This window comes from Cellvibrio sp. (assembly GCF_039207905.1).
Classification (GTDB): Bacteria; Pseudomonadota; Gammaproteobacteria; order Pseudomonadales; family Cellvibrionaceae; genus Cellvibrio.
In genome coordinates this window covers 129287-148154 of the sequence record NZ_JBCECX010000007.1, presented here as the reverse complement: position 1 = coordinate 148154, position 18868 = coordinate 129287, and the positions used below count along the sequence as shown (strand labels likewise).

The 18868-nt window shown below is 50.1% G+C and carries 12 protein-coding genes; 11 read left to right on the top strand and 1 reads right to left on the bottom strand.

The genetic code is table 11. The features are described from left to right. The first annotated feature begins 90 nt into the window (after positions 1–90). The gene (locus AAGC78_RS06055; RefSeq protein ID WP_435783153.1) at positions 91–2370 is read left to right on the top strand and encodes an EAL domain-containing protein; all 2280 of its coding nucleotides are present in this window, start codon (positions 91–93) and stop codon (positions 2368–2370) included. Positions 2371–2382: 12 nt separating this feature from the next. Here AAGC78_RS06055 and traF read toward each other — a convergent pair whose 3' ends face one another. Next, positions 2383–3657 carry a conjugal transfer protein TraF gene (gene traF / locus AAGC78_RS06050; protein WP_435783152.1) on the bottom strand — a complete coding sequence of 425 codons (1275 nt, stop codon included), beginning with the start codon at positions 3655–3657 and terminating at the stop codon, positions 2383–2385. A gap of 338 nt (positions 3658–3995) precedes the next feature. On the opposite strand from traF, the gene AAGC78_RS06045 reads away from it, so the two are divergent. The 10 genes from AAGC78_RS06045 to AAGC78_RS06000 all read left to right on the top strand — a co-directional run bounded on the left by AAGC78_RS06045 (position 3996) and on the right by AAGC78_RS06000 (position 18844). Beyond that, on the top strand, positions 3996–5738 hold the full coding sequence (locus tag AAGC78_RS06045; RefSeq protein ID WP_435783151.1) for an N-acetylmuramoyl-L-alanine amidase: 1743 nt from the start codon (positions 3996–3998) through the stop codon (positions 5736–5738). Positions 5739–5761: 23 nt separating this feature from the next. Next, a complete protein-coding gene (mutL, locus tag AAGC78_RS06040) occupies positions 5762–7657 on the top strand; it encodes a DNA mismatch repair endonuclease MutL (RefSeq protein ID WP_435783150.1) in 1896 nt (631 codons plus the stop codon). A gap of 5 nt (positions 7658–7662) precedes the next feature. Then, entirely contained in the window at positions 7663–8664 is a 1002-nt protein-coding gene (miaA, locus tag AAGC78_RS06035) for a tRNA (adenosine(37)-N6)-dimethylallyltransferase MiaA (RefSeq protein WP_435783149.1), read from the top strand. 113 nt (positions 8665–8777) lie between these two features. Then, entirely contained in the window at positions 8778–9044 is a 267-nt protein-coding gene (gene hfq / locus AAGC78_RS06030; protein ID WP_039912679.1) for an RNA chaperone Hfq, read from the top strand. Positions 9045–9080: 36 nt separating this feature from the next. After that, on the top strand, positions 9081–10415 hold the full coding sequence (gene hflX / locus AAGC78_RS06025) for a ribosome rescue GTPase HflX (RefSeq protein ID WP_435783148.1): 1335 nt from the start codon (positions 9081–9083) through the stop codon (positions 10413–10415). A gap of 50 nt (positions 10416–10465) precedes the next feature. Next, complete coding sequence (gene hflK / locus AAGC78_RS06020; protein WP_435783147.1) at positions 10466–11596, top strand: FtsH protease activity modulator HflK; 1131 nt, start codon at positions 10466–10468, stop codon at positions 11594–11596. Further along, positions 11596–12471, top strand: a complete 876-nt coding sequence (gene hflC, locus AAGC78_RS06015) for a protease modulator HflC (RefSeq protein ID WP_435783146.1) — start codon at positions 11596–11598, stop codon at positions 12469–12471. Before hflK ends, hflC begins: the two co-directional genes overlap by 1 nt. A gap of 172 nt (positions 12472–12643) precedes the next feature. Then, the gene (locus AAGC78_RS06010) at positions 12644–13816 is read left to right on the top strand and encodes an ATP phosphoribosyltransferase regulatory subunit (protein WP_435783145.1); all 1173 of its coding nucleotides are present in this window, start codon (positions 12644–12646) and stop codon (positions 13814–13816) included. A 44-nt stretch (positions 13817–13860) separates the two neighbouring features. Further along, positions 13861–15159 carry an adenylosuccinate synthase gene (locus tag AAGC78_RS06005; protein ID WP_435783144.1) on the top strand — a complete coding sequence of 433 codons (1299 nt, stop codon included), beginning with the start codon at positions 13861–13863 and terminating at the stop codon, positions 15157–15159. 337 nt (positions 15160–15496) lie between these two features. Beyond that, the gene (locus tag AAGC78_RS06000; protein WP_435783143.1) at positions 15497–18844 is read left to right on the top strand and encodes a TonB-dependent receptor; all 3348 of its coding nucleotides are present in this window, start codon (positions 15497–15499) and stop codon (positions 18842–18844) included. Positions 18845–18868 lie beyond the last annotated feature (24 nt).

The following is an 18868-nucleotide window of genomic DNA, read 5'->3' as shown; positions in this document are numbered from 1 at the left end:
CCTAGGCTTAATTGATCTTTCGACAGACCGCGTGTTGGATTGCCATTAATTGAGTGTTAAAGGATGTGCCCGAGTTACCCATTCCCGGCAATGAATTGCCAAGCTCCACTTCATTCAGAAACGCTGCGTTATGCGCTGGATTCGCGCCGCAGTGTGAGCTTTTTTTTACTCCCGCTTTTACTCCTCTTATTTTGTTGGCCGCGCGCCGCGTTTGCGTACGAACCGCCGGCGCGAATTTTATTTGGCGGTGATCTCGCTTACCCACCGCTGGAGTGGATGGACGACAATCAGGTGATGGGGTTTAACGTCGATCTAGCGCGCGAGGTTGCGCGGGTGGGGGGCAGTAAAGCCGAGCATCAATTGGGTAATTGGCCGGAAACGATCCGCGCGCTGGAAGAGGGGCATTTGGATGTGGTGCCTATGTATTTCTCGTTGGAGCGCTCGCGCCATTTTATTTTTACCCACTCCTATATTTATATTTCCCACTCCATTTATGCGCTGCCCGGCACTGCGCGCGTATCTTCAATTGATGATCTCACCAATAAAACAGTCGTCGTTGAAGAGGAGTCATTTGCACATCAACAATTTCGCAGTTTTGCGAGTAAAGCCAATGCGACCATCAAGCCGCAGCTCGAACTGACAACCAGTACCTTGGCGGCCGTAGAAGCTGTTATGCAGGGAAAAGCTGATTACGCCGTGCTGGCAAATTTGGCAGCGGATAATTTAATCCGCCAGCACGAATGGAAGCTGGTGCGCATGGGGCCACCATTTTGGTCGCGCGGTTACGCGTTCGCGGTGAATAAAAATAAACCGGAGTTGGCCGAGTGGTTACAGGATTCCCTAAGCACTACCATCGCCAATGGTAATTACCAAAATTTGTATCAAAAGTGGCAGCGCGAACTGGACCCGGTCGAGCCCGATGATGGTTGGTTACATTTTTTCTCCACCGGTTTTGCATTATCACTTGCTGTGTTGGTATTTGGTGGCGGGTGGTATTGGAGTTTGAAGCGCACGGTGAAAGAGCGCACGCGCGAGCTACGCGATGCACTCCAGCAACGCGAAGTTGCGGAACAGGAATTGCGCCGCGCGATCAATTTTGATTCACAAACCGGCCTTGCCAAGTTGCCGCATTTTATTGATCAGCTGGATGATTATTTTCACTCGCATCAGCGCCCGATTATCCAGGAAAAAGAAATCCTGATTTTAAAATTGGTTGATCTTGATGTGATTGTGCGCACCTTCGGTTTTGCGCGCGCAGAAATGATTGTGAATGCGTTTGCCATGCACCTGTTAAAAATGGATGACACGCTCGCCGCGTATTTAGGGCGCGGTGTATTTGCGCTATTTGTCAACAAATGCAATGCGCCGGATTTAATTGATCACCTGAGCAATGATATGGCGGAATCCGATCCCGGCTTAAATTCACAATTTGTCGGTGGCTCCGCCTATTGGCCCGAGCACGGTCGCTCGGCGGGGAAATTAATGCGGCATGCAGAGACAGCGCTGGCGATGAGCGAATTGCGCCGTCGCCGCTGGCTGGCTTATGAAGCGGCGATGGAACCAAGCCGCGTTGATCTGGATATTATTTCGATTTTTATCGATGGCAATGTGCAGGGCATTTTTCCTGTATTCCAACCGCAGCTGGATTTGCGCACCGGTAAAATTACCTCCGCTGAAATTTTAGTGCGCTGGCAGCATCCGCGTTTGGGATTGGTGCCACCCAATGTATTTATCCCGCTGCTGGAGAATTCCGGTTTGATCGAGCAAGTCACGGCGCAGATGATCGATGAAGCCGTGCGTGTGGCGGTGTTGTTACGCAAACGCGATTTGCCTTGCTGCGTGAGCGTTAATGTCGCTGCTTACGATTTAATTGAATCCAACCTCGCTGAAATTATCAGCCAAGCATTGGTGCGCTACCAGGGCATTGCCAGTGATATCAAACTTGAACTCACCGAAACCTCTGTTGCTTCAGATCCGCAGCGGGTTAAAAAAGTGCTGACGCAATTGAGTGAGCTGGGTATTTACGCTTCGGTGGATGATTTTGGGACTGGCTATTCGTCACTTTCCTATTTGAGTTTGTTCCCGATTCGCGAATTAAAAATCGACCGCAGTTTTGTCGGCGATATGATTGGCAATCCGCGCAATCACAGCATTGTTCGCTCCACCATTTTGATGGCGCGCGAGCTGGGTTTGATCACCATTGCCGAAGGCGTGGAAGATGATCAAACCTTGCAGCTGTTGAAAAAAGATGGTTGTGATATAGCACAGGGATATGTTGTCGCGCGGCCTATGCCGGAAGCAGAGTTTATTGAATTTATGCGCGCTCATGCGGCGCAGGTTTTTGATATCAGCCAATTTATGAAAGGATAATGCGAGGACGTTTTAAAACGTCCAGCCCAATTGCAATCCGCCGCCGCGATAATCTCCACCAGTCACATAAGCGACGTCGGCAACAAAACGTTTCCAGCGATAACCAATGCCGCCACTAACCAAGTTGTCGCGCAGTCCGGTTTGATCATTGCGATAACCCGCGCGCAGCGCAAGCGTATCCAATAGCAAATATTCAGCACCGATACTCAGCTCCTGAGTGGCAGCTTCGCTGGCCATAGGTTTTGCTTCGCCTAAATCGTAGTCCAAACCAATAGTGAATTTTTCATTGACGTAACCCAAGCCAAGGCGCGAGCGCGAGCTGAGCCTAACTTTGAGATCAGGTTGCGGTTCGCCGGTTACTGGGTCTGGTTCCTGGGTGGTGGTAAATGATTTTTCAAATGCATCTTTTAAGGTAAGGCTGACGCGGTAGTGTTCGTTGATGATCGCGGCTACGCCAATGTCGGCATTGAGGGTGACGTGGGTTTTGCGCGTGTCAGAAAATTCGTCGGTGCCATCTTCGACCGATTCCAGATTGTCGTTGAAGTTGGCGGTATCGCGGAAGGCATCGACGCGCATCAGTTTGGGGGTGATGCCGATGGAAATGGCCTGGTCGCGCCACTCAAATTGTTTTGCCATCGCCATGCCCCACTCGCTAATGGCGAGGGCGCTTATGTCGGCGTTGGAGGTGAGGGTGGCGGTCGGGTCGATTAACTGGCCGCGCGAGTTGATCAGGTGCGGGAATTCCGCCCTGACTATTTCGGGATCGACACCACTGGCGAGTTGGTTCATCGAATCAATATAGTCGTCCAGCAGGGCGCGATCAGTATCGCTCACATTGGCGACTCCGCCGCCGATTAAACGTGTACCGAAATAAAATGCCCCACCTTCGCGGTTACTTGGTTCGCTGATATTGAATCCGATAAAACCATCGAGGGTCAGATCCTGATTGGCGATATCATCAAGTGCATCGCGCAGTTCTGTCGCTGAGCCCGCCACTACGCCCATATTGGCTGACGTGGGTAGGGCGTTGAATGCGTTGATTGCAGAACTCAGCTGGGTGTCCAGCTCATCATCAATCGCATCAAATGCCGCTTCGGTGGCCTCGGAAACCTGCGCCACAATGATTGGTAAATAGACTCGCCCATCGCGTCCCTCTTCCTCTTCTTTATCGTGAAACGCGAGCAGCGCAGGATTATAAAAGGGAGCCTGTGCATAATTGCCTATCGCCGTAGCTGCTCCACCCATCGCCATTCCCCGTGATTCGTACACCCCGTAGCTGATAGCCATTCCGGGCGCGCTTGCCAGGATCAGAGCACTGGCAATAAGAGGTTTGTATGGAGGGCAAAGGCGAAACATTGGTTGCATAGGCATAGGAGAGAACCGATTAGTATTGTAATGAGCGCAATAATGCAAATACTGAGCCGCAGCTTGGCGCCGCTATTCACAGAATGAGGCTAGTGTTGCTGTTCAATCAGTGACCTAATTGGCAATTTTGCTAGAGCGAAAACGGTTTTTTGCGGTAAAGTGCGGCCTGTACGGCGTATTTGTTCGAGGTTCTTGATGGGGCTCGTTCTTGTCGCACCATAATTACAATCAGATTGTTGTTGATGTTATTGAGATCGCCTATGTCTTTTTCTCGCTGGCTGAGTGCTATTTTTTGCCTGGGCATTGCAATTTTTGCCCTGGCCGCCCAGTCGGCCACCGTTAATGGGGTGCGTGTGTGGCGCGCTCCCGATCACACTCGCATAGTGTTGGATCTGGATGCACCGGTACAACACAGCCTGACCCTCGCGGGTAATCCTGACCGCATTATCCTTGATGTCCCCAATAGCAAACTCAATGGTAGCCTGGGTAATTTGCCGCTCGCTGATACGCCGGTGATGGTGATTCGCAGTAACGTGCACAATAAAACCGATTTGCGCCTGGTGTTGGATTTAAAGGCCAAGGTCACGCCGAACAGTTTTTCACTTAAAGCCCATGCCGGTATGCATGACCGTTTGGTGATTGATCTTTACGATGAGGTGCCGAACACTGCAGTGGCGACAGCAACAACGGCGGCCCCTCCTACTACACCTACTACCGCCGTAGCAAAACCTCCGGTATCCACCAGCTTGCCACCATCGCAAGTAGTGAGCGGTGCACAATCACCAGCCACTACCAACAAACCGGCCACTGCTATTGAAAAGACTGTGGTAGTTCCGCCGCCTAGCCAGCCGACTGCCAATGTCGATTTGCAAGGCAAGCGCACCATCGTTATTGCGGTAGATGCGGGGCACGGCGGCGAAGATCCGGGCGCGATGGGGCCGAATCGCCTGCGCGAAAAAGAAGTAACCCTCGCGATTGCAAAAGAACTGATTGCGGCGATTAATGCCCAGCCGGGTTTTTCCGGAAAATTAACCCGTACCGGTGACTACTTTATCCCGCTGAAAAAACGTCGCGATTTAGCGCGCACCATGAAGGCGGATTTATTTGTCTCCATCCATGCCGATGCGTTTACTAAAGCCAGCGCGCGTGGTGCCTCGGTGTTTGCGCTTTCGCGCAACGGTGCAACGTCTGAAACTGCGCGCTTTTTGGCGCAGCGTGAAAACGAATCGGATTTGATTGGCGGCGTGGGCGATATCAGTCTTGGCGATAAAGATCAGGTCTTGGCTGGCGTGTTGGTGGATTTATCGATGACCGCTACCTTGAACTCAAGCTTGCAAGTTGGCCATCACGTATTGAATTCGATGGGCGGGATTGCCCATTTGCACAAACGTCACGTTGAGCAAGCGGGGTTTATGGTACTCAAGTCGCCGGACGTGCCCTCGATTTTGGTTGAGACCGGATTTATCTCCAACCCCGATGAGGCGCGCAAGCTGGCGACGGTTGCTTATCGCAAGCAAATGGCCAGCTCGGTATTCAAAGGTATCCGCCAGTATTTTTATCAACATCCACCCGCGGGTACTTATATCGCGGCGCAGGTTCAGTCGGGCAGCGTGAAAGATTTTGAGCGGCAACATACGGTGGTGTCGGGCGATAGTTTATCGGGAATCGCAACGCGTTACGGTGTGAGTTCGCAGCGTTTGATGCAGTACAACAATATGCGTGATACCAATGTGAAAATCGGCCAGACGTTAAAAATTCCCGCAGGTAATGCGCCCGCTGTTGCTAGCCAACCGGTAGTGCAATCACCGCCTCCTGTTGCGCAATCGCGTCCTGTTGTTGCGGCCAAACCTGTGCTGCCGCGCCAACATAAAGTGGTGGCTGGCGATACCTTATCGCGCATCGCCACTATTTATGGTGTGAGTGTGAGCGAGTTGCAAAAACACAACAAAATGAAAAACGCCACAGTAAAAATTGGTCAGACGATTAAAATTCCCACCACCTGATTCATTAATTCGATTCGCTTCCCATGAGAAAAATTAAACTGCTCAGCCCGCGCCTCGCCAACCAGATTGCTGCTGGTGAGGTAGTGGAGCGCCCGTCTTCAGTTATTAAAGAGTTGCTGGAGAACTCACTCGATGCCGGCGCAACGCGTTTGGAAATCGATATTGAAGAGGGCGGGATAAAATTGATGCGCGTGCGCGACAACGGTGGCGGCATTGATAAAGATGATTTGCCGCTGGCGCTCAGCCGTCACGCCACCAGCAAAATTTATGAATTAGATGATCTTGAAGCGGTTGCGACTTTAGGCTTTCGCGGCGAAGCACTCGCGAGTATCAGTTCGGTCGCGCGTCTTGCATTAATCAGCAGCACCAACGAAGAAAGTGCTGGTTGGCAAGTGGTCGCCGAAGGGCGCGATATGGAAACACAATTGTCTCCTGCTCCTCATCCGCGTGGCACCACCGTTGAAGTACGCGATTTATTTTTTAATACGCCAGCGCGCCGCAAATTTTTGCGCACCGATAAAACTGAATACACTCATCTTGAAGATGTTGTAAAACGTTTGGCGTTATCGCGCTTTGATGTTGCATTTAATTTGCGCCACAACGGCCGCGCAATTTATTCCTGGCGTGCGGGTGATTCGCAATTGGAGCAAGAGCGCCGCGTTGCACAAGTGTGCGGCCCTGCATTTATGGAAAACGCGGTGCATATCGATATCGAACGCGGCCTACTACGGTTATGGGGGTGGGTAGCGCTGCCGACGTTTTCACGCAGTCAGGCAGACTTGCAGCATTTTTATGTAAATGGCCGCGCGATTCGCGACAAGCTCGTCAGCCACGCTGTGCGTCAAGCCTATCAGGATGTTTTGTATCACGGCCGCCATCCGGCATTTGTGTTGTATTTGGAGCTGGACCCATCGACTGTTGATGTGAATGTACATCCCACTAAACACGAAGTGCGCTTTCGCGATAATCGCAACGTGCATGATTTTATTTATTCAAGCTTGCATCATGCACTCGCAAAAGTTCGCCCGGAAGATACCTTAGCGAAACGCGAGCTGGGTGAGGGCGCTGACGAAGCTCCCGGTGTAAATCCGTTTGCACTTTCATCGGCGCGCCCAATTCAAGGTATTGCTGCTGGCGAATTTAAAGGGCAGGAGAGCATGGGCTTTCGCGCAGCATCTGCCGGTAATTATGGCTCGAACTATTCGCCCTCAAATTATCAGCCTGCCGCGATCAATCCCGATGGCGTGCGTGAGCAAATGGCGAGCTACGGTGAATTGCATCGCCCAACCAATACCGAGGCAACTTATCTGTTGCCCGAAACATCTGACGATGAAATTCCGCCGCTGGGTTACGCTATTGCGCAATTAAAAGGTATTTATATTCTTGCGGAAAATGCGCAGGGATTAATTGTGGTGGATATGCATGCAGCGCACGAGCGTATCACTTATGAGCGCATGAAAGAATCATTTGCCTGCGGTGGAATCCAAACCCAGCCGTTGCTCGTGCCAGAGAGTATTGCGGTCAGTCAAAAAGAAGCGGACTGCGCAGAAAACTTTTACGATATTTTTAAAAGCCTCGGTTTTGAATTGCAGCGTGCAGGGCCGGAGACATTATTGATTCGTCAATTGCCGGTCATTTTAAATCGCGCGAAGGTCGAGCAGTTGGTGCGCGATGTATTGTCGGATTTGATTGAACATGGCAGCAGCGAGCGCATCCAACATCACATCAATGAAATTCTCGGCACCATGGCCTGTCACGGCTCGGTGCGTGCCAATCGCAAACTCACAATTCCAGAAATGAACGCACTCTTGCGCGATATGGAAGCGACCGAGCGCAGCGGGCAATGCAATCACGGCCGTCCGACCTGGTTGCTGCAATCGCTCGATGACCTCGACAAATTATTTATGCGCGGGCAGTAGTGAAAATGAACGCATCTGCGCAAAAATTGCCGGTGATTTTTTTGATGGGGCCAACCGCCTCAGGTAAAACTGATCTCGCTATTTCCCTGCACCAACATTTACCCGTTGAGTTAATCAGTGTGGATTCCGCATTGGTCTATCGCGGAATGGATATTGGTTCAGCCAAACCTTCGGCGCAGGAACAGGCGTTAGCGCCGCATCGTTTGATTGATATTCGCGATCCTGCTGAACCCTATTCAGTGGCAGATTTTTTAGCCGATGCCGAACGTGAAATTGCCGCTATCCATGCGCAGGGGAAAATCCCGTTGTTGGTGGGTGGCACCATGCTCTATTTTCGCGCACTGCTGGATGGCTTGGCAGAGATGCCGGCGGCAGATTCTGACGTGCGCGCGCAAATCGAACGCGAAGCTGAAGAGTTTGGTTGGCCACATATCCACGCACAGCTGGTGTTGATCGATCCTGAAACGGCTGCTGATATTCACCCTAACCATTCGCAGCGATTAAGTCGCGCGCTGGAAGTCTATCGTGTGAGCGGCAAGACCATGGCGCAGTTGCGCCAGCTGCAGCATCAACCTTCAGCACAGCAATCGTTTTGCGAGCGCTACAACGTTTGCCAGCTTGCGATCGCGCCGCGTGATCGCGCCATCCTGCATCAACGTATTGCTACACGGTTTGAGAAAATGCTTGCTGGTGGTTTGGTTGATGAAGTCCGGCATTTGTATCAGCGTGGGGATTTGCACCCGGATTTACCCGCGATTCGCGCGGTGGGTTATCGCCAAATGTGGGACTATTTGGATGGACGACTGGATTACAGTGAGATGACAGAGCGTGGGATTATCGCCACGCGACAATTAGCCAAGCGCCAATTCACTTGGTTGCGCGGCTGGTCGACAACATCGAATAGTGAACTACACTGGATATACACTGAGACTGAACAGGGAATTTCGCTCACAAAGGAAGAAATTGTGCGTTGCGCCTTGAATTTTATAGGGGCCGCAGCCATATAATGCTTACGTGAGAACCCTAGTCAGTTTTTCATGCTTTCTTCCACCCCCTCCTTTGGATGTATTTAGGTGCTTCGGGTGGGTAATTACTATAATTTTGTCCCTAGGAGATAAATATGTCAAAAGGGCATAGCTTACAAGACCCTTACCTGAACGTTCTACGTAAAGAACGCGTGCCTGTGTCCATTTACCTGGTAAATGGCATTAAGTTACAAGGCCAGGTTGAGTCATTTGATCAATTTGTCGTGCTGTTGAAGAACACCGTAAGCCAAATGGTTTACAAGCATGCAATCTCCACTGTTGTACCATCACGTGCAGTACGCGTACCTCTGCTGAACGAAGCAGGCGGTATCGAAGGCGAAGAAGACGAGCAAGCCGAGTAATTTATCAAATCATTGATACAACCTCGAGGTCGCTAATTGTTTTTTGATCGCCCTGAATCGGGTGAACTGGCTGTGCTGGTTCACCTGAATTTATCTCACGGCCAAGACGCCGAAGATCCCCGCGAATTTGAAGAGCTTGTATTGTCAGCAGGTGGTGATCCTGTTGCTTTCTTAACCGGCTCCCGAATTGTTCCCACCGCAAAATTTCTTATCAGTACCGGTAAGCTGCAAGAGTTGGCTGATCTGGTTACTGAGCATAAAGCCGAATTAGTAATTTTTAATCACACCCTGACGCCGAGTCAGGAGCGCAACCTTGAAAAAGTGCTCCAGTGTCGTGTGCTTGATCGCACCGGTTTGATCCTTGATATTTTTGCCCAGCGCGCGCGTACCTTTGAAGGTAAGTTGCAGGTTGAGCTAGCGCAGTTACGTCATACCGCTACGCGACTTATTCGCGGATGGACGCACCTTGAGCGGCAAAAAGGTGGTATCGGCCTGCGCGGTCCGGGTGAGACCCAGCTGGAAACTGACCGCCGTTTATTGCGCAATCGCATAACGATGATTGAGCAGCGCTTGGAAAAAGTGCGCTCACAGCGTGAGCAAGGCCGCCGCTCCCGCCAACGCGCTGCTATTCCTACCGTTTCATTGGTGGGATACACCAACGCCGGTAAATCCACCTTATTTAATCGTCTTACCGGTGCCGATGTTTATGCGGTAGATAAACTCTTCGCCACGCTTGACCCCACCATGCGCCGGATTGAGTTATCCGATATAGGTGCAGTCGTTATGGCTGACACTGTAGGATTTATCAGCCATCTTCCGCACAAGTTAGTGGAAGCCTTCCGCGCAACTTTAGAAGAAGCCAGTAACTCAACTTTACTCTTGCATGTGATAGATTCTGCTGCTGAAGAGCGCATGCGCAATACCGAACAAGTGGAGTTGGTGCTGGAAGAGATTGGCGCTGCGGATTTACCGCAATTGCGCGTCTACAACAAAGTTGATTTGCTTGCTGATGCCGAGCCGCAAATTGATCGCGATGAAACCGGAAAGCCGATTGCTGTTTGGCTCTCCGCCCAGACTGGGCTCGGTTGTGAGTTGCTAGCGCAAGCGATTTCCGAGTTGCTGGGTAAGGAAGTTATCAACGGCTGCCTGGTATTGACTCCCACTCAGGGGCGTTTGCGCGCTATGCTCTACTCGCAGCAGGCAGTTGTGGAGGAGGGATACCGCGAGGATGGTGCTAGCCTGTTGCAGATACGAATACCTAAAAATGATTTATTGCGAATCCTGAGTGCCGAGGTTATGGCCTTTGATGATTTGAACTGGGATGATCAGGCTGAGGTCTTGGCGCCTGACGATTTATCCGGGGAGTTGTAAATTCGTTAATCAACCCCAATACAGCTTTACTTTCTACGTGGAGAAAAACTATGGCCTGGAATGAACCGGGAAAAGATAAAGACCCTTGGGGCGGCCGCGATGGCGGTAAAAAGAATGATGGTCCGCCAGATCTCGATGAGGCCTTTAAAAAGCTGCAAGATAAATTGAACGGTATTTTTGGTGGTGGCTCAGGCGGTAACAGATCGTCGGGCGGCGCTAATATGGGGCCAATCTTTGCAATCGTAGCCGTTATCGCGCTGGTATTTTATGTCGGTGCCGGTTTTTATCAGGTCGATGCCAAAGAGCGCGCGGTTGTATTGAAGTTTGGTGCTTTTTCCGAGATCAAAACCGATGGTTTGAATTGGAATGCACCGCTGATCACTGATGTGTACATCGTTAACGTAACCGGCGAGCGTCAATATCCATCTCGTGGTTTGATGTTGACTGAAGATGAAAGCATCGTTGAGTTGCCTATTACTGTGCAGTTCAACGTTTCTGATGTACGCGCCTATGTGCTCAATGTGAAAGATCCGGAAATCAGTTTGCGCCATGCGACTGACTCTGCGGTTCGTCACGTGATTGGTTCAACTGAATTGAATCAAGTGTTATCTGAAGGTCGTCAGGCTATCGCCGCCGAAGTTAAGCAGCGTTTGCAGACTTATCTGGATTCTTACGGTGCAGGTATTCAGGTCATTAACGTGAACATTCAGGAAGCGCGTCCGCCAGAAGAAGTGCGTTCAGCGTTTGACGATGTGATCAAAGCGAAAGAAGACGAAGCCCGTTTGAAAAACCAGGCGCAAGCCTATGCTAACGGCATCATCCCTGAAGCGCGTGGTCGTGCCCAACGTATGATCGAAGAAGCTGAAGCTTATAAAGCGGAAGTTGTGGCGCGAGCAGAAGGTGAATCGGATCGTTTTGAAAACTTGCTGACCGAATACAAGCGTGCACCGGAAGTAACTCGTCAGCGTCTTTACCTTGAAACAATGGAAAGCGTGATGAAGAACTCTTCCAAAGTTATGGTGGATGTCGCGGGTGGTAACAATATGTTGTATCTGCCGTTGGATCGTATGGGGTCTCGTGCGCCCGTTGCTGAGCCGCAAACACAGATAGACAATTTTAACAGCAGGGCTACCCAGACGATTGAGTCACCCAAGCCCCTTGTTCGTCGGGAGATGCGCTAATGTCTACTAAAGGTTTTGTTGCGTTAATCGCATTGGTTGTCGGCCTTATCCTCGCCGTTAATACCATTTACGTTGTGACCGAATATCAGCGTGCTGTTGTGCTTCAGTTTGGTAAATTGGTGAAATCCGATGTTCCACCTGGCTTGCATTTCAAGCTTCCGTTCGCGGAAAAAGTGCGCAAGTTTGATGGTCGTTTGTTAACTGCTGATATGACCCCGGAAAGTTTCTTCACCGTGGAGAACAAGCGTTTGGTGGTGGACTCTTACATCAAGTGGCAAGTGAAAGATGTAGAGACTTACTACAAGGCGACTAACGGTGATGAAGCAACCGCCGAAAACCGTTTGGCTCAGCGTGTTGCCGATGGTTTGCGTAACCAATTTGGTCGCCGCACTTTGCACGATGTGGTGTCGGGCAAACGCGATGAGTTGATGAGTGAGATTACTGCAAGCATCAACAAAGATTCGGTGAAACTGCTTGGTATCGAGGTTAAAGATATTCGCGTTAAGCGTATCGATTTCCCGCCTGAGGCGAGCCAATCGGTATTTGCCCGTATGGCGGCGGATCGTGAAAAAGAAGCGCGCGAATATCGCTCGCAAGGTAAGGAACAGGCTGAAGTCATCGGTGCTGACGCTGACAAACAGCGTGCGGTGCTGGAGGCAAATGCCTATCGCGATGCGGAACGCATCCGCGGTGAAGGTGATGCAAGAGCGGCGGCGATCTTCGCCGAAGCTTACAGCAAAGACCCTGAGTTCTACGGCTTTGTGCGCAGCTTGAATGCCTACCGTATCAGCTTTAGCGGTAAAGAAGACTTGATGGTAGTTGACCCTAAAAGTGATTTCTTCCGCTACTTGAAGGATCCTAAAGGTAGAAACTAAAAAAATCGCCCGCTTAGCGGGCGATTTTTTTGTAGGGCTTATCTTGGTAATTGGCCTACAAATCCTACGGCAAACAGTGTTAAAATGCCGCAACCGAGCCAGCCGCTCGGTTTTTTTATGCGTGCTTGCCGGATTTTCCGCATTTAAACCTGCATTTAACCTAGAGTCGCTTATGACCTACGCTGATCGTTGGCTATTACCGGATGGAGTGGAGGAAATTCTCCCCGCCGAGGCCAAAGCCATAGATAGCCTGCGTCGCCGCTTGCTGGATCTTTACAGCACCTGGGGCTACGACATGGTGATTCCGCCGCTGCTGGAATATACCGACTCCCTGTTGATCGGTCTGGGGCGCGATGTCGACCTGCTTACGTTTAAGGTCACTGATCAATTAAGTGGTCGCACCCTCGGAATTCGTGCGGATATCACCCCGCAAACCGCCCGTATGGATGCTCACAGTTTTAACCGCACTGGCGCTAATCGCCTGTGTTATGCCGGTCATGTTGTCCACACCCGGCCGAAGAACCCACTCGCCACCCGCACGCCTATTCAGGCGGGGCTTGAGCTTTATGGTGAAGTGGGGCCCGCAGCGGATATTGAAGTGGTATCGCTGTTGTTGGAGTCATTGCAGGTTGCCGGTTTACCGCGCCTGCATATCGATCTGGGGCATGTAGGTATTTATCGTGCGATAGCAGCCGATTCCGGATTGACTAAAGCCCAGGAAGAAACCTTTTTTGAGTTGTTGCAGCGCAAAGCTTCTACGGAAATTCGCACTTGGGTTTCCGCTAATATTGTTGATCCGGACAAAGCCGAATTGTTTTTGGCCCTGCCTAAGTTGGCTGGTAATAAGGCGGTTCTGCAGCGCGCCCGTCAACTGTTTAGTGGCGTTGTGGCGGCGCAGGTCGCGGTTGATCAATTGGCCGAAGTCGCCAGTGTAATTGAGCAGCGTTATCCGGCGGCTGAACTTTATTTTGACTTGGGCGAGTTGCGTGGTTATCACTACCTGACCGGTTTGGTGTTCGCTGCATTTGCGCCCGGTTATGGCAATCCGATTGCCAGCGGCGGCCGCTACGACCATATCGGTGAAGTGTTTGGGCGCGCGCGTCCTGCTACCGGTTTTGCGGTCGACATTACTGCGATCAGCAAGCTCGGATTGCTCCCCAAGGTTAGCGTACCTGCCATCGCCGTAGTTGAAACAGGTGATGCGCAGCAGTGGCAAACGATTCAATCCTTGCGTCAGCAGGGGCAACGTATTATTTCAGTGAGCAGTGACGCCGACCTCGCCGAGCTTGGTTGTGATCGCCAGTTGGTATTGCAAAATGGCGGCTACCAGGTTGTAGCGCTTTAATCAGTCAGTTTTCTTTTTATCTAGCACAGAGAGTTAAACCAGTCATGGGCAAGAACGTCGTGGTATTGGGCACCCAATGGGGTGACGAAGGTAAAGGCAAGATCGTGGATTTGTTGACCGATCAGGTCTCCTTGGTAACGCGTTTTCAAGGTGGCCACAATGCGGGTCACACCCTGGTGATCGACGGTAAAAAGACCGTGCTTCACTTGATCCCTTCCGGCATCTTGCGTGAAGGCGTTACCTGCCTGATCGGCAATGGTGTGGTGTTATCGCCTGAAGCCTTGCTAAAAGAAATCAAAGGTCTGGAAGATACCGGTGTTAAGGTGCGCGAGAACCTGCGTTTGTCACCTGCTTGTCCGCTGATCCTTCCTTACCATGTGGCATTGGATCAGGCGCGTGAACTGGCGCGTGGCGATGCAAAAATCGGCACCACCGGTCGTGGTATTGGACCAGCCTACGAAGATAAAGTTGCCCGCCGCGGTTTGCGCTTGGGTGATTTGGCTGATCTGCAAAGTTTTGCCGTGAAGCTCAAGGAAATCCTTAGCTATCACAACTTTGTGCTGACTAACTATTTTAAAGTCGATGCCGTTGATTTCGACAAAGTGCTCGCCGACTGCAAAGTGTGGGCAGAGCAATTGTTGCCGATGATGGTTGATGTAACCGAGCTGTTGCACACCGCGCGCGAAGAAGGCGAAAGCATCCTGTTTGAAGGTGCTCAAGGTTCGCTGCTTGATATCGACCACGGTACTTATCCTTTTGTGACCTCATCTAACACCACTGCTGGCGGCACTGCCACCGGTTCAGGTTTTGGTCCACTTTATTTGGACTATGTACTTGGTATCACCAAGGCCTACACCACTCGTGTTGGTTCTGGCCCTTTCCCTACTGAGTTGGAATGCGAAATTGGTGAATACCTCGGCAAGAAAGGCCACGAGTTTGGCGCCACCACTGGCCGTAAGCGTCGCTGTGGTTGGTTCGATGCTGTTGCTGTTCGTCATGCAAACCGTATCAACAGTGTGACCGGAATTTGTTTGACCAAGTTGGATGTGCTCGACGGTCTTGAGACCGTAAAAATCTGTATCGGTTATCAGGATGCCAAAGGCAACCCGATTTCTGGTATGCCATATGATGCCGATGGTTGGGCTGGCATTAAGCCAATTTATGAAGAGATGGCTGGCTGGAGTGAGTCAACTGTTGGCGCACAAACTCTGGAAGAGTTACCTGCCAATGCGCGCGCTTACATCAGTCGCTTGGAAGTGTTGATCAAGGCTCCAATTGACATCATTTCCACCGGTCCAGACCGCATAGAAACTATAGTCTTGCGTCATCCTTTCACGATCTAAAAGTCCACTTTTATGTCGCCAAAAAACCCGCTTTTTACAGCGGGTTTTTTTATGCGCGAAATACTAAATCACGGGCAATTGATTAAATGAATCTCAATTGATAGCGCTGTCAATTTGTATGGTTTTGCATCACTTTGCATCAAAAAAACACTTATAGTCAGATTGACACATTAATCATCATGAGGGTAGGATAAGGTATCTTGCGATTTTCTGTTTACAAGTATGCAAGATGACTTGACTAAATAACATTAATACAAGCTCAAGAAGTCCTCGCACCCGAGAGGGCAGCAGGCACTATAAAAATCACCTGATCATAATGTTAACAAAGGGGTTGGCTATGGTTTTCCATAAAAATCAAAAAGCAGTTCAACAGCAAAATATAAAATTTAAACGATCGATGTTGGCCATGTGCATCATGGCATTGGGTGCTCCTGCTTTCGCGCAAGATGCAGCCCAAAAGCCCACCGGAGCAGTAGAAGAAATTATTGTTACTGGCAACCGCGTGAACCTGCAGAACGCGCAGGATATCAAGCGTGAAGCTAGTACTTTCGTTGATTCTATTTCCGCTGAGGATATCGGCTCTCTTCCCGATCGCAGCGTATTGGAAGCAATGCAGCGCGTACCGGGTGTATCAATTGAGCGTTTTGCCGGTGTAGATGATCCTGATCACTTCAGTGTTGAGGGTTCCGGTGCGATCATCCGCGGTATGACTCAAACCCGCTCTGAGTTCAATGGGCGCGATTCGTTTAACGCCAACTCTGGACGTGGTCTCAATTTCCAGGATGTCCCGCCTGAGCTGATGGGCGGTGTGGATATCTATAAAAACCAATCCGCTGATATGGTTGAAGGTGGTATTGGCGGTACCGTAAGTTTGAGAACCCGTAAGCCGTTCGACTCTGATGGGCGCGTAGTCGCTATATCAGGTGATATGTCATGGGGCGATATGGCTGAGGAATGGACACCTACGGTTTCTGCTTTATTCAGTGACCGTTGGGAAACTGGCGCCGGTGAATTTGGTGTGCTTTTCAACGTCGCAGATTCAAGCCTGAAAGGTACGTCACATGGTATCCAGAGTGATGCCTATGTCCGTTACAGCGCATCTGTTCTGCCGGGCGCTGAAGACTTTGTTGGATCAGACGGTAAAGGGCAGGTGTGGCTGCCTAATGGTTCCAATGCCTTGATGAAAGAGGATGACCGTGATCGTAGCGGTTACGCTGCCGCGTTCCAGTGGGAAAATCCGGATGACACCCTGCTTGGTACATTCCAGTTCATGCGTTCCGACGCAACGCTTTCCTGGACTGAGCATGCATTTAAATACCAAGGTGGATATTTCGACCCGGGTTCTTCATCCGAACGACGCTTCACTCGCCCAATCAAGTTGAGTACCGATACGTCCGATGGTCCGGCCACTTTCGATTTTGACGATAGAGGTTTGTTCCAATCTGGTGTTATTGCGGATTCGGATGGCTGGCGTTCAGCTGATGGCAACCAGGATCATATTCCTCGTGCGTGGGGCACTAATGCGGTAGGTTTGTTTGGCTACAAATCGCAAACTGATACCCGTGTGAACACAACAAATACACTTGTTGATGACTACTCCGTCAACTTTAAGTGGACGCCAAATGATTTTTGGACTCATACGATCGATCTGCAATATGTCGATGCCAAAACCACCAATGACGATATGGTCGTTCATTTAGGTGTGCACGCCATTGAAGATTACACTGTTAAAACCTCAACTCCGACGCTGAATTTGGTAGAGCCATGGAATGGTTTGCGCGATGCGAATCCTGCAACCTTTGCTACCGGCTACCCGGGTTTTTCTGGTGATGCAGCTGGCGATAGCAATTACTTCCAAGACCCAAACAGTTATTGGTGGCGTTCTGCGATGGATCATTTTGAGCGCTCCGCGGGCGACTCAATCGCATTCCGTTACGATACAAAATATGAGTTTGAAGATGCAGGTTTGATTAAGTCTGCGCAAGCAGGTGTTCGCTTTGCCGAGCGCGATCAGACAGTAAGATCTACCAGCTATGGTTGGGGTAGTCTGGGGCCAGAATTCTCCGGTTCAGCTCCTGCGCTTTGGTTAGCATCACCGGCTGCCAGTTCACAAGCCAATGATTATGAAGCTGTTGATTGGAGTGATTTCTATAGAGGCGATGGTGTATTCAACGTCCCCGGTAATGCTTTGCTTCACGCGAAAGAAGAATTAGTGTGGGATGCATTACGTGAGCGTCGCGACTTGCTTAAAAGTGCTGGCGGTAACTGGTATCACTACGCAGACAGACCAGACCTTGCTCCGGGTGAAAAATATTTTGCTGCTCCCGATATCTACAACACTGTTGAAACAAACAAAGCCGCTTTCGTCCGTGTTGATTTCGGCTCGGATGATACTGCCGTTAGATTCAGCGGTAATGTCGGTTTGCGTTACGTGAATTTTGAACGTGTTGCAAAAGGTTCGATTAAATATCCTGACTGGGTAAGTGATTTCCCTGTGCCTGCAGGTTTACCTTCATCGTTAACGCCGGCAATTGTTCAAGCTTATGCGCAGCCACTTATCAATAACGGTACTTATGCTAACTACGCTGCGTTCCTGGATGATCCTGCGAATGAGTGGGCGTCTCATGCAAACAATTACTTGAGTACAGAGAATCAACAATTTGGTAACAATGGATTCTCAGTTGAAAAGTTAACTACCAGTTATGATACCTGGTTGCCAAGTTTGAATATTAAACTTGAGTTGACTGACGAGTTGATTGCGCGTTTTGCCGCTTCAAAAGCTATCGCATTACCGGATATGTCGGATGTTAAAAACCAAATTACACTGGGTGGCCAAGTAGCTGGTGTTTACCCTGTAGTTGATCCAAACAATCCTCCGGCAGAGGGTGATCCGCAAACTATTTTGGGAGCGGAAATTCTTGATAGAAGTAACTCCGGTGGTAACCCTGAAATGCGACCAATGGAGTCAAACCAATTTGATGCTTCCTTGGAGTGGTACTTTGCAAGTGTAGGCTCTTTTACTGCTACCTATTTCTACAAAGATTTAAGTAACTTCTTTGTTAAAGGTGCGTTCCCGAGAACTTTCACCAATCCAGATACCGGTGTTTCACAAACCGTCAATGTTGACGGGACACGTAACTTCGGCGATGGAAAAATGAATGGTATCGAGTTTGCGTATCAGCAATTCTTCGATATGTTGCCATCTCCTTGGGATGGTTTAGGTATTCAGGCAAACTACACCTACATTGATGCGAATGGTGTTCCGAACGACGAAATCGCCGCTGAAGATTCTGATTGGGTTGGTGGTGATAACGATACCGGTGCGCGTGTTTCTCTGGATGATATTCCGCTGCAAGGCCAATCTAAAGAAACATATAACATTGTTGCGATGTACGAAAAGTATGACTGGTCGGTACGGTTCGCCTACAACTGGCGCTCACGTTATTTGTTGACCACGCGCGACGTTATCAGTAAGTATCCATTGTGGAATGATGACGCTGGTTATCTCGACGGTTCTGTTTTCTATAACTTCAATGAAAACATTACTGCCGGTGTACAGTTGACTAACATTTTGGATACTCAAACCAAAACCATCATGATTCTTGATGGAAAAGGTTTGGAAGCTGGACGTTCATGGTTTGTTAACGATCGTCGTGTTGCTTTGGTTCTGCGCGCGAAGTTCTAATACAAACTGCAAGGCTGTGAAGGA

Bases quoted from the DNA above. Each gene is read 5' to 3' on its own strand.
- traF (WP_435783152.1), bottom strand. From the start codon at position 3,657: ATGGCTATCAGCTACGGGGTGTACGAATCACGGGGAATGGCGATGGGT.
- AAGC78_RS06055 (WP_435783153.1), top strand. From the start codon at position 91: ATGAATTGCCAAGCTCCACTTCATTCAGAAACGCTGCGTTATGCGCTG.
- AAGC78_RS06005 (WP_435783144.1), top strand. From the start codon at position 13,861: ATGGGCAAGAACGTCGTGGTATTGGGCACCCAATGGGGTGACGAAGGT.
- hfq (WP_039912679.1), top strand. From the start codon at position 8,778: ATGTCAAAAGGGCATAGCTTACAAGACCCTTACCTGAACGTTCTACGT.
- hflK (WP_435783147.1), top strand. From the start codon at position 10,466: ATGGCCTGGAATGAACCGGGAAAAGATAAAGACCCTTGGGGCGGCCGC.
- mutL (WP_435783150.1), top strand. From the start codon at position 5,762: ATGAGAAAAATTAAACTGCTCAGCCCGCGCCTCGCCAACCAGATTGCT.
- AAGC78_RS06045 (WP_435783151.1), top strand. From the start codon at position 3,996: ATGTCTTTTTCTCGCTGGCTGAGTGCTATTTTTTGCCTGGGCATTGCA.
- AAGC78_RS06000 (WP_435783143.1), top strand. From the start codon at position 15,497: ATGGTTTTCCATAAAAATCAAAAAGCAGTTCAACAGCAAAATATAAAA.
- hflC (WP_435783146.1), top strand. From the start codon at position 11,596: ATGTCTACTAAAGGTTTTGTTGCGTTAATCGCATTGGTTGTCGGCCTT.
- miaA (WP_435783149.1), top strand. From the start codon at position 7,663: ATGAACGCATCTGCGCAAAAATTGCCGGTGATTTTTTTGATGGGGCCA.
- AAGC78_RS06010 (WP_435783145.1), top strand. From the start codon at position 12,644: ATGACCTACGCTGATCGTTGGCTATTACCGGATGGAGTGGAGGAAATT.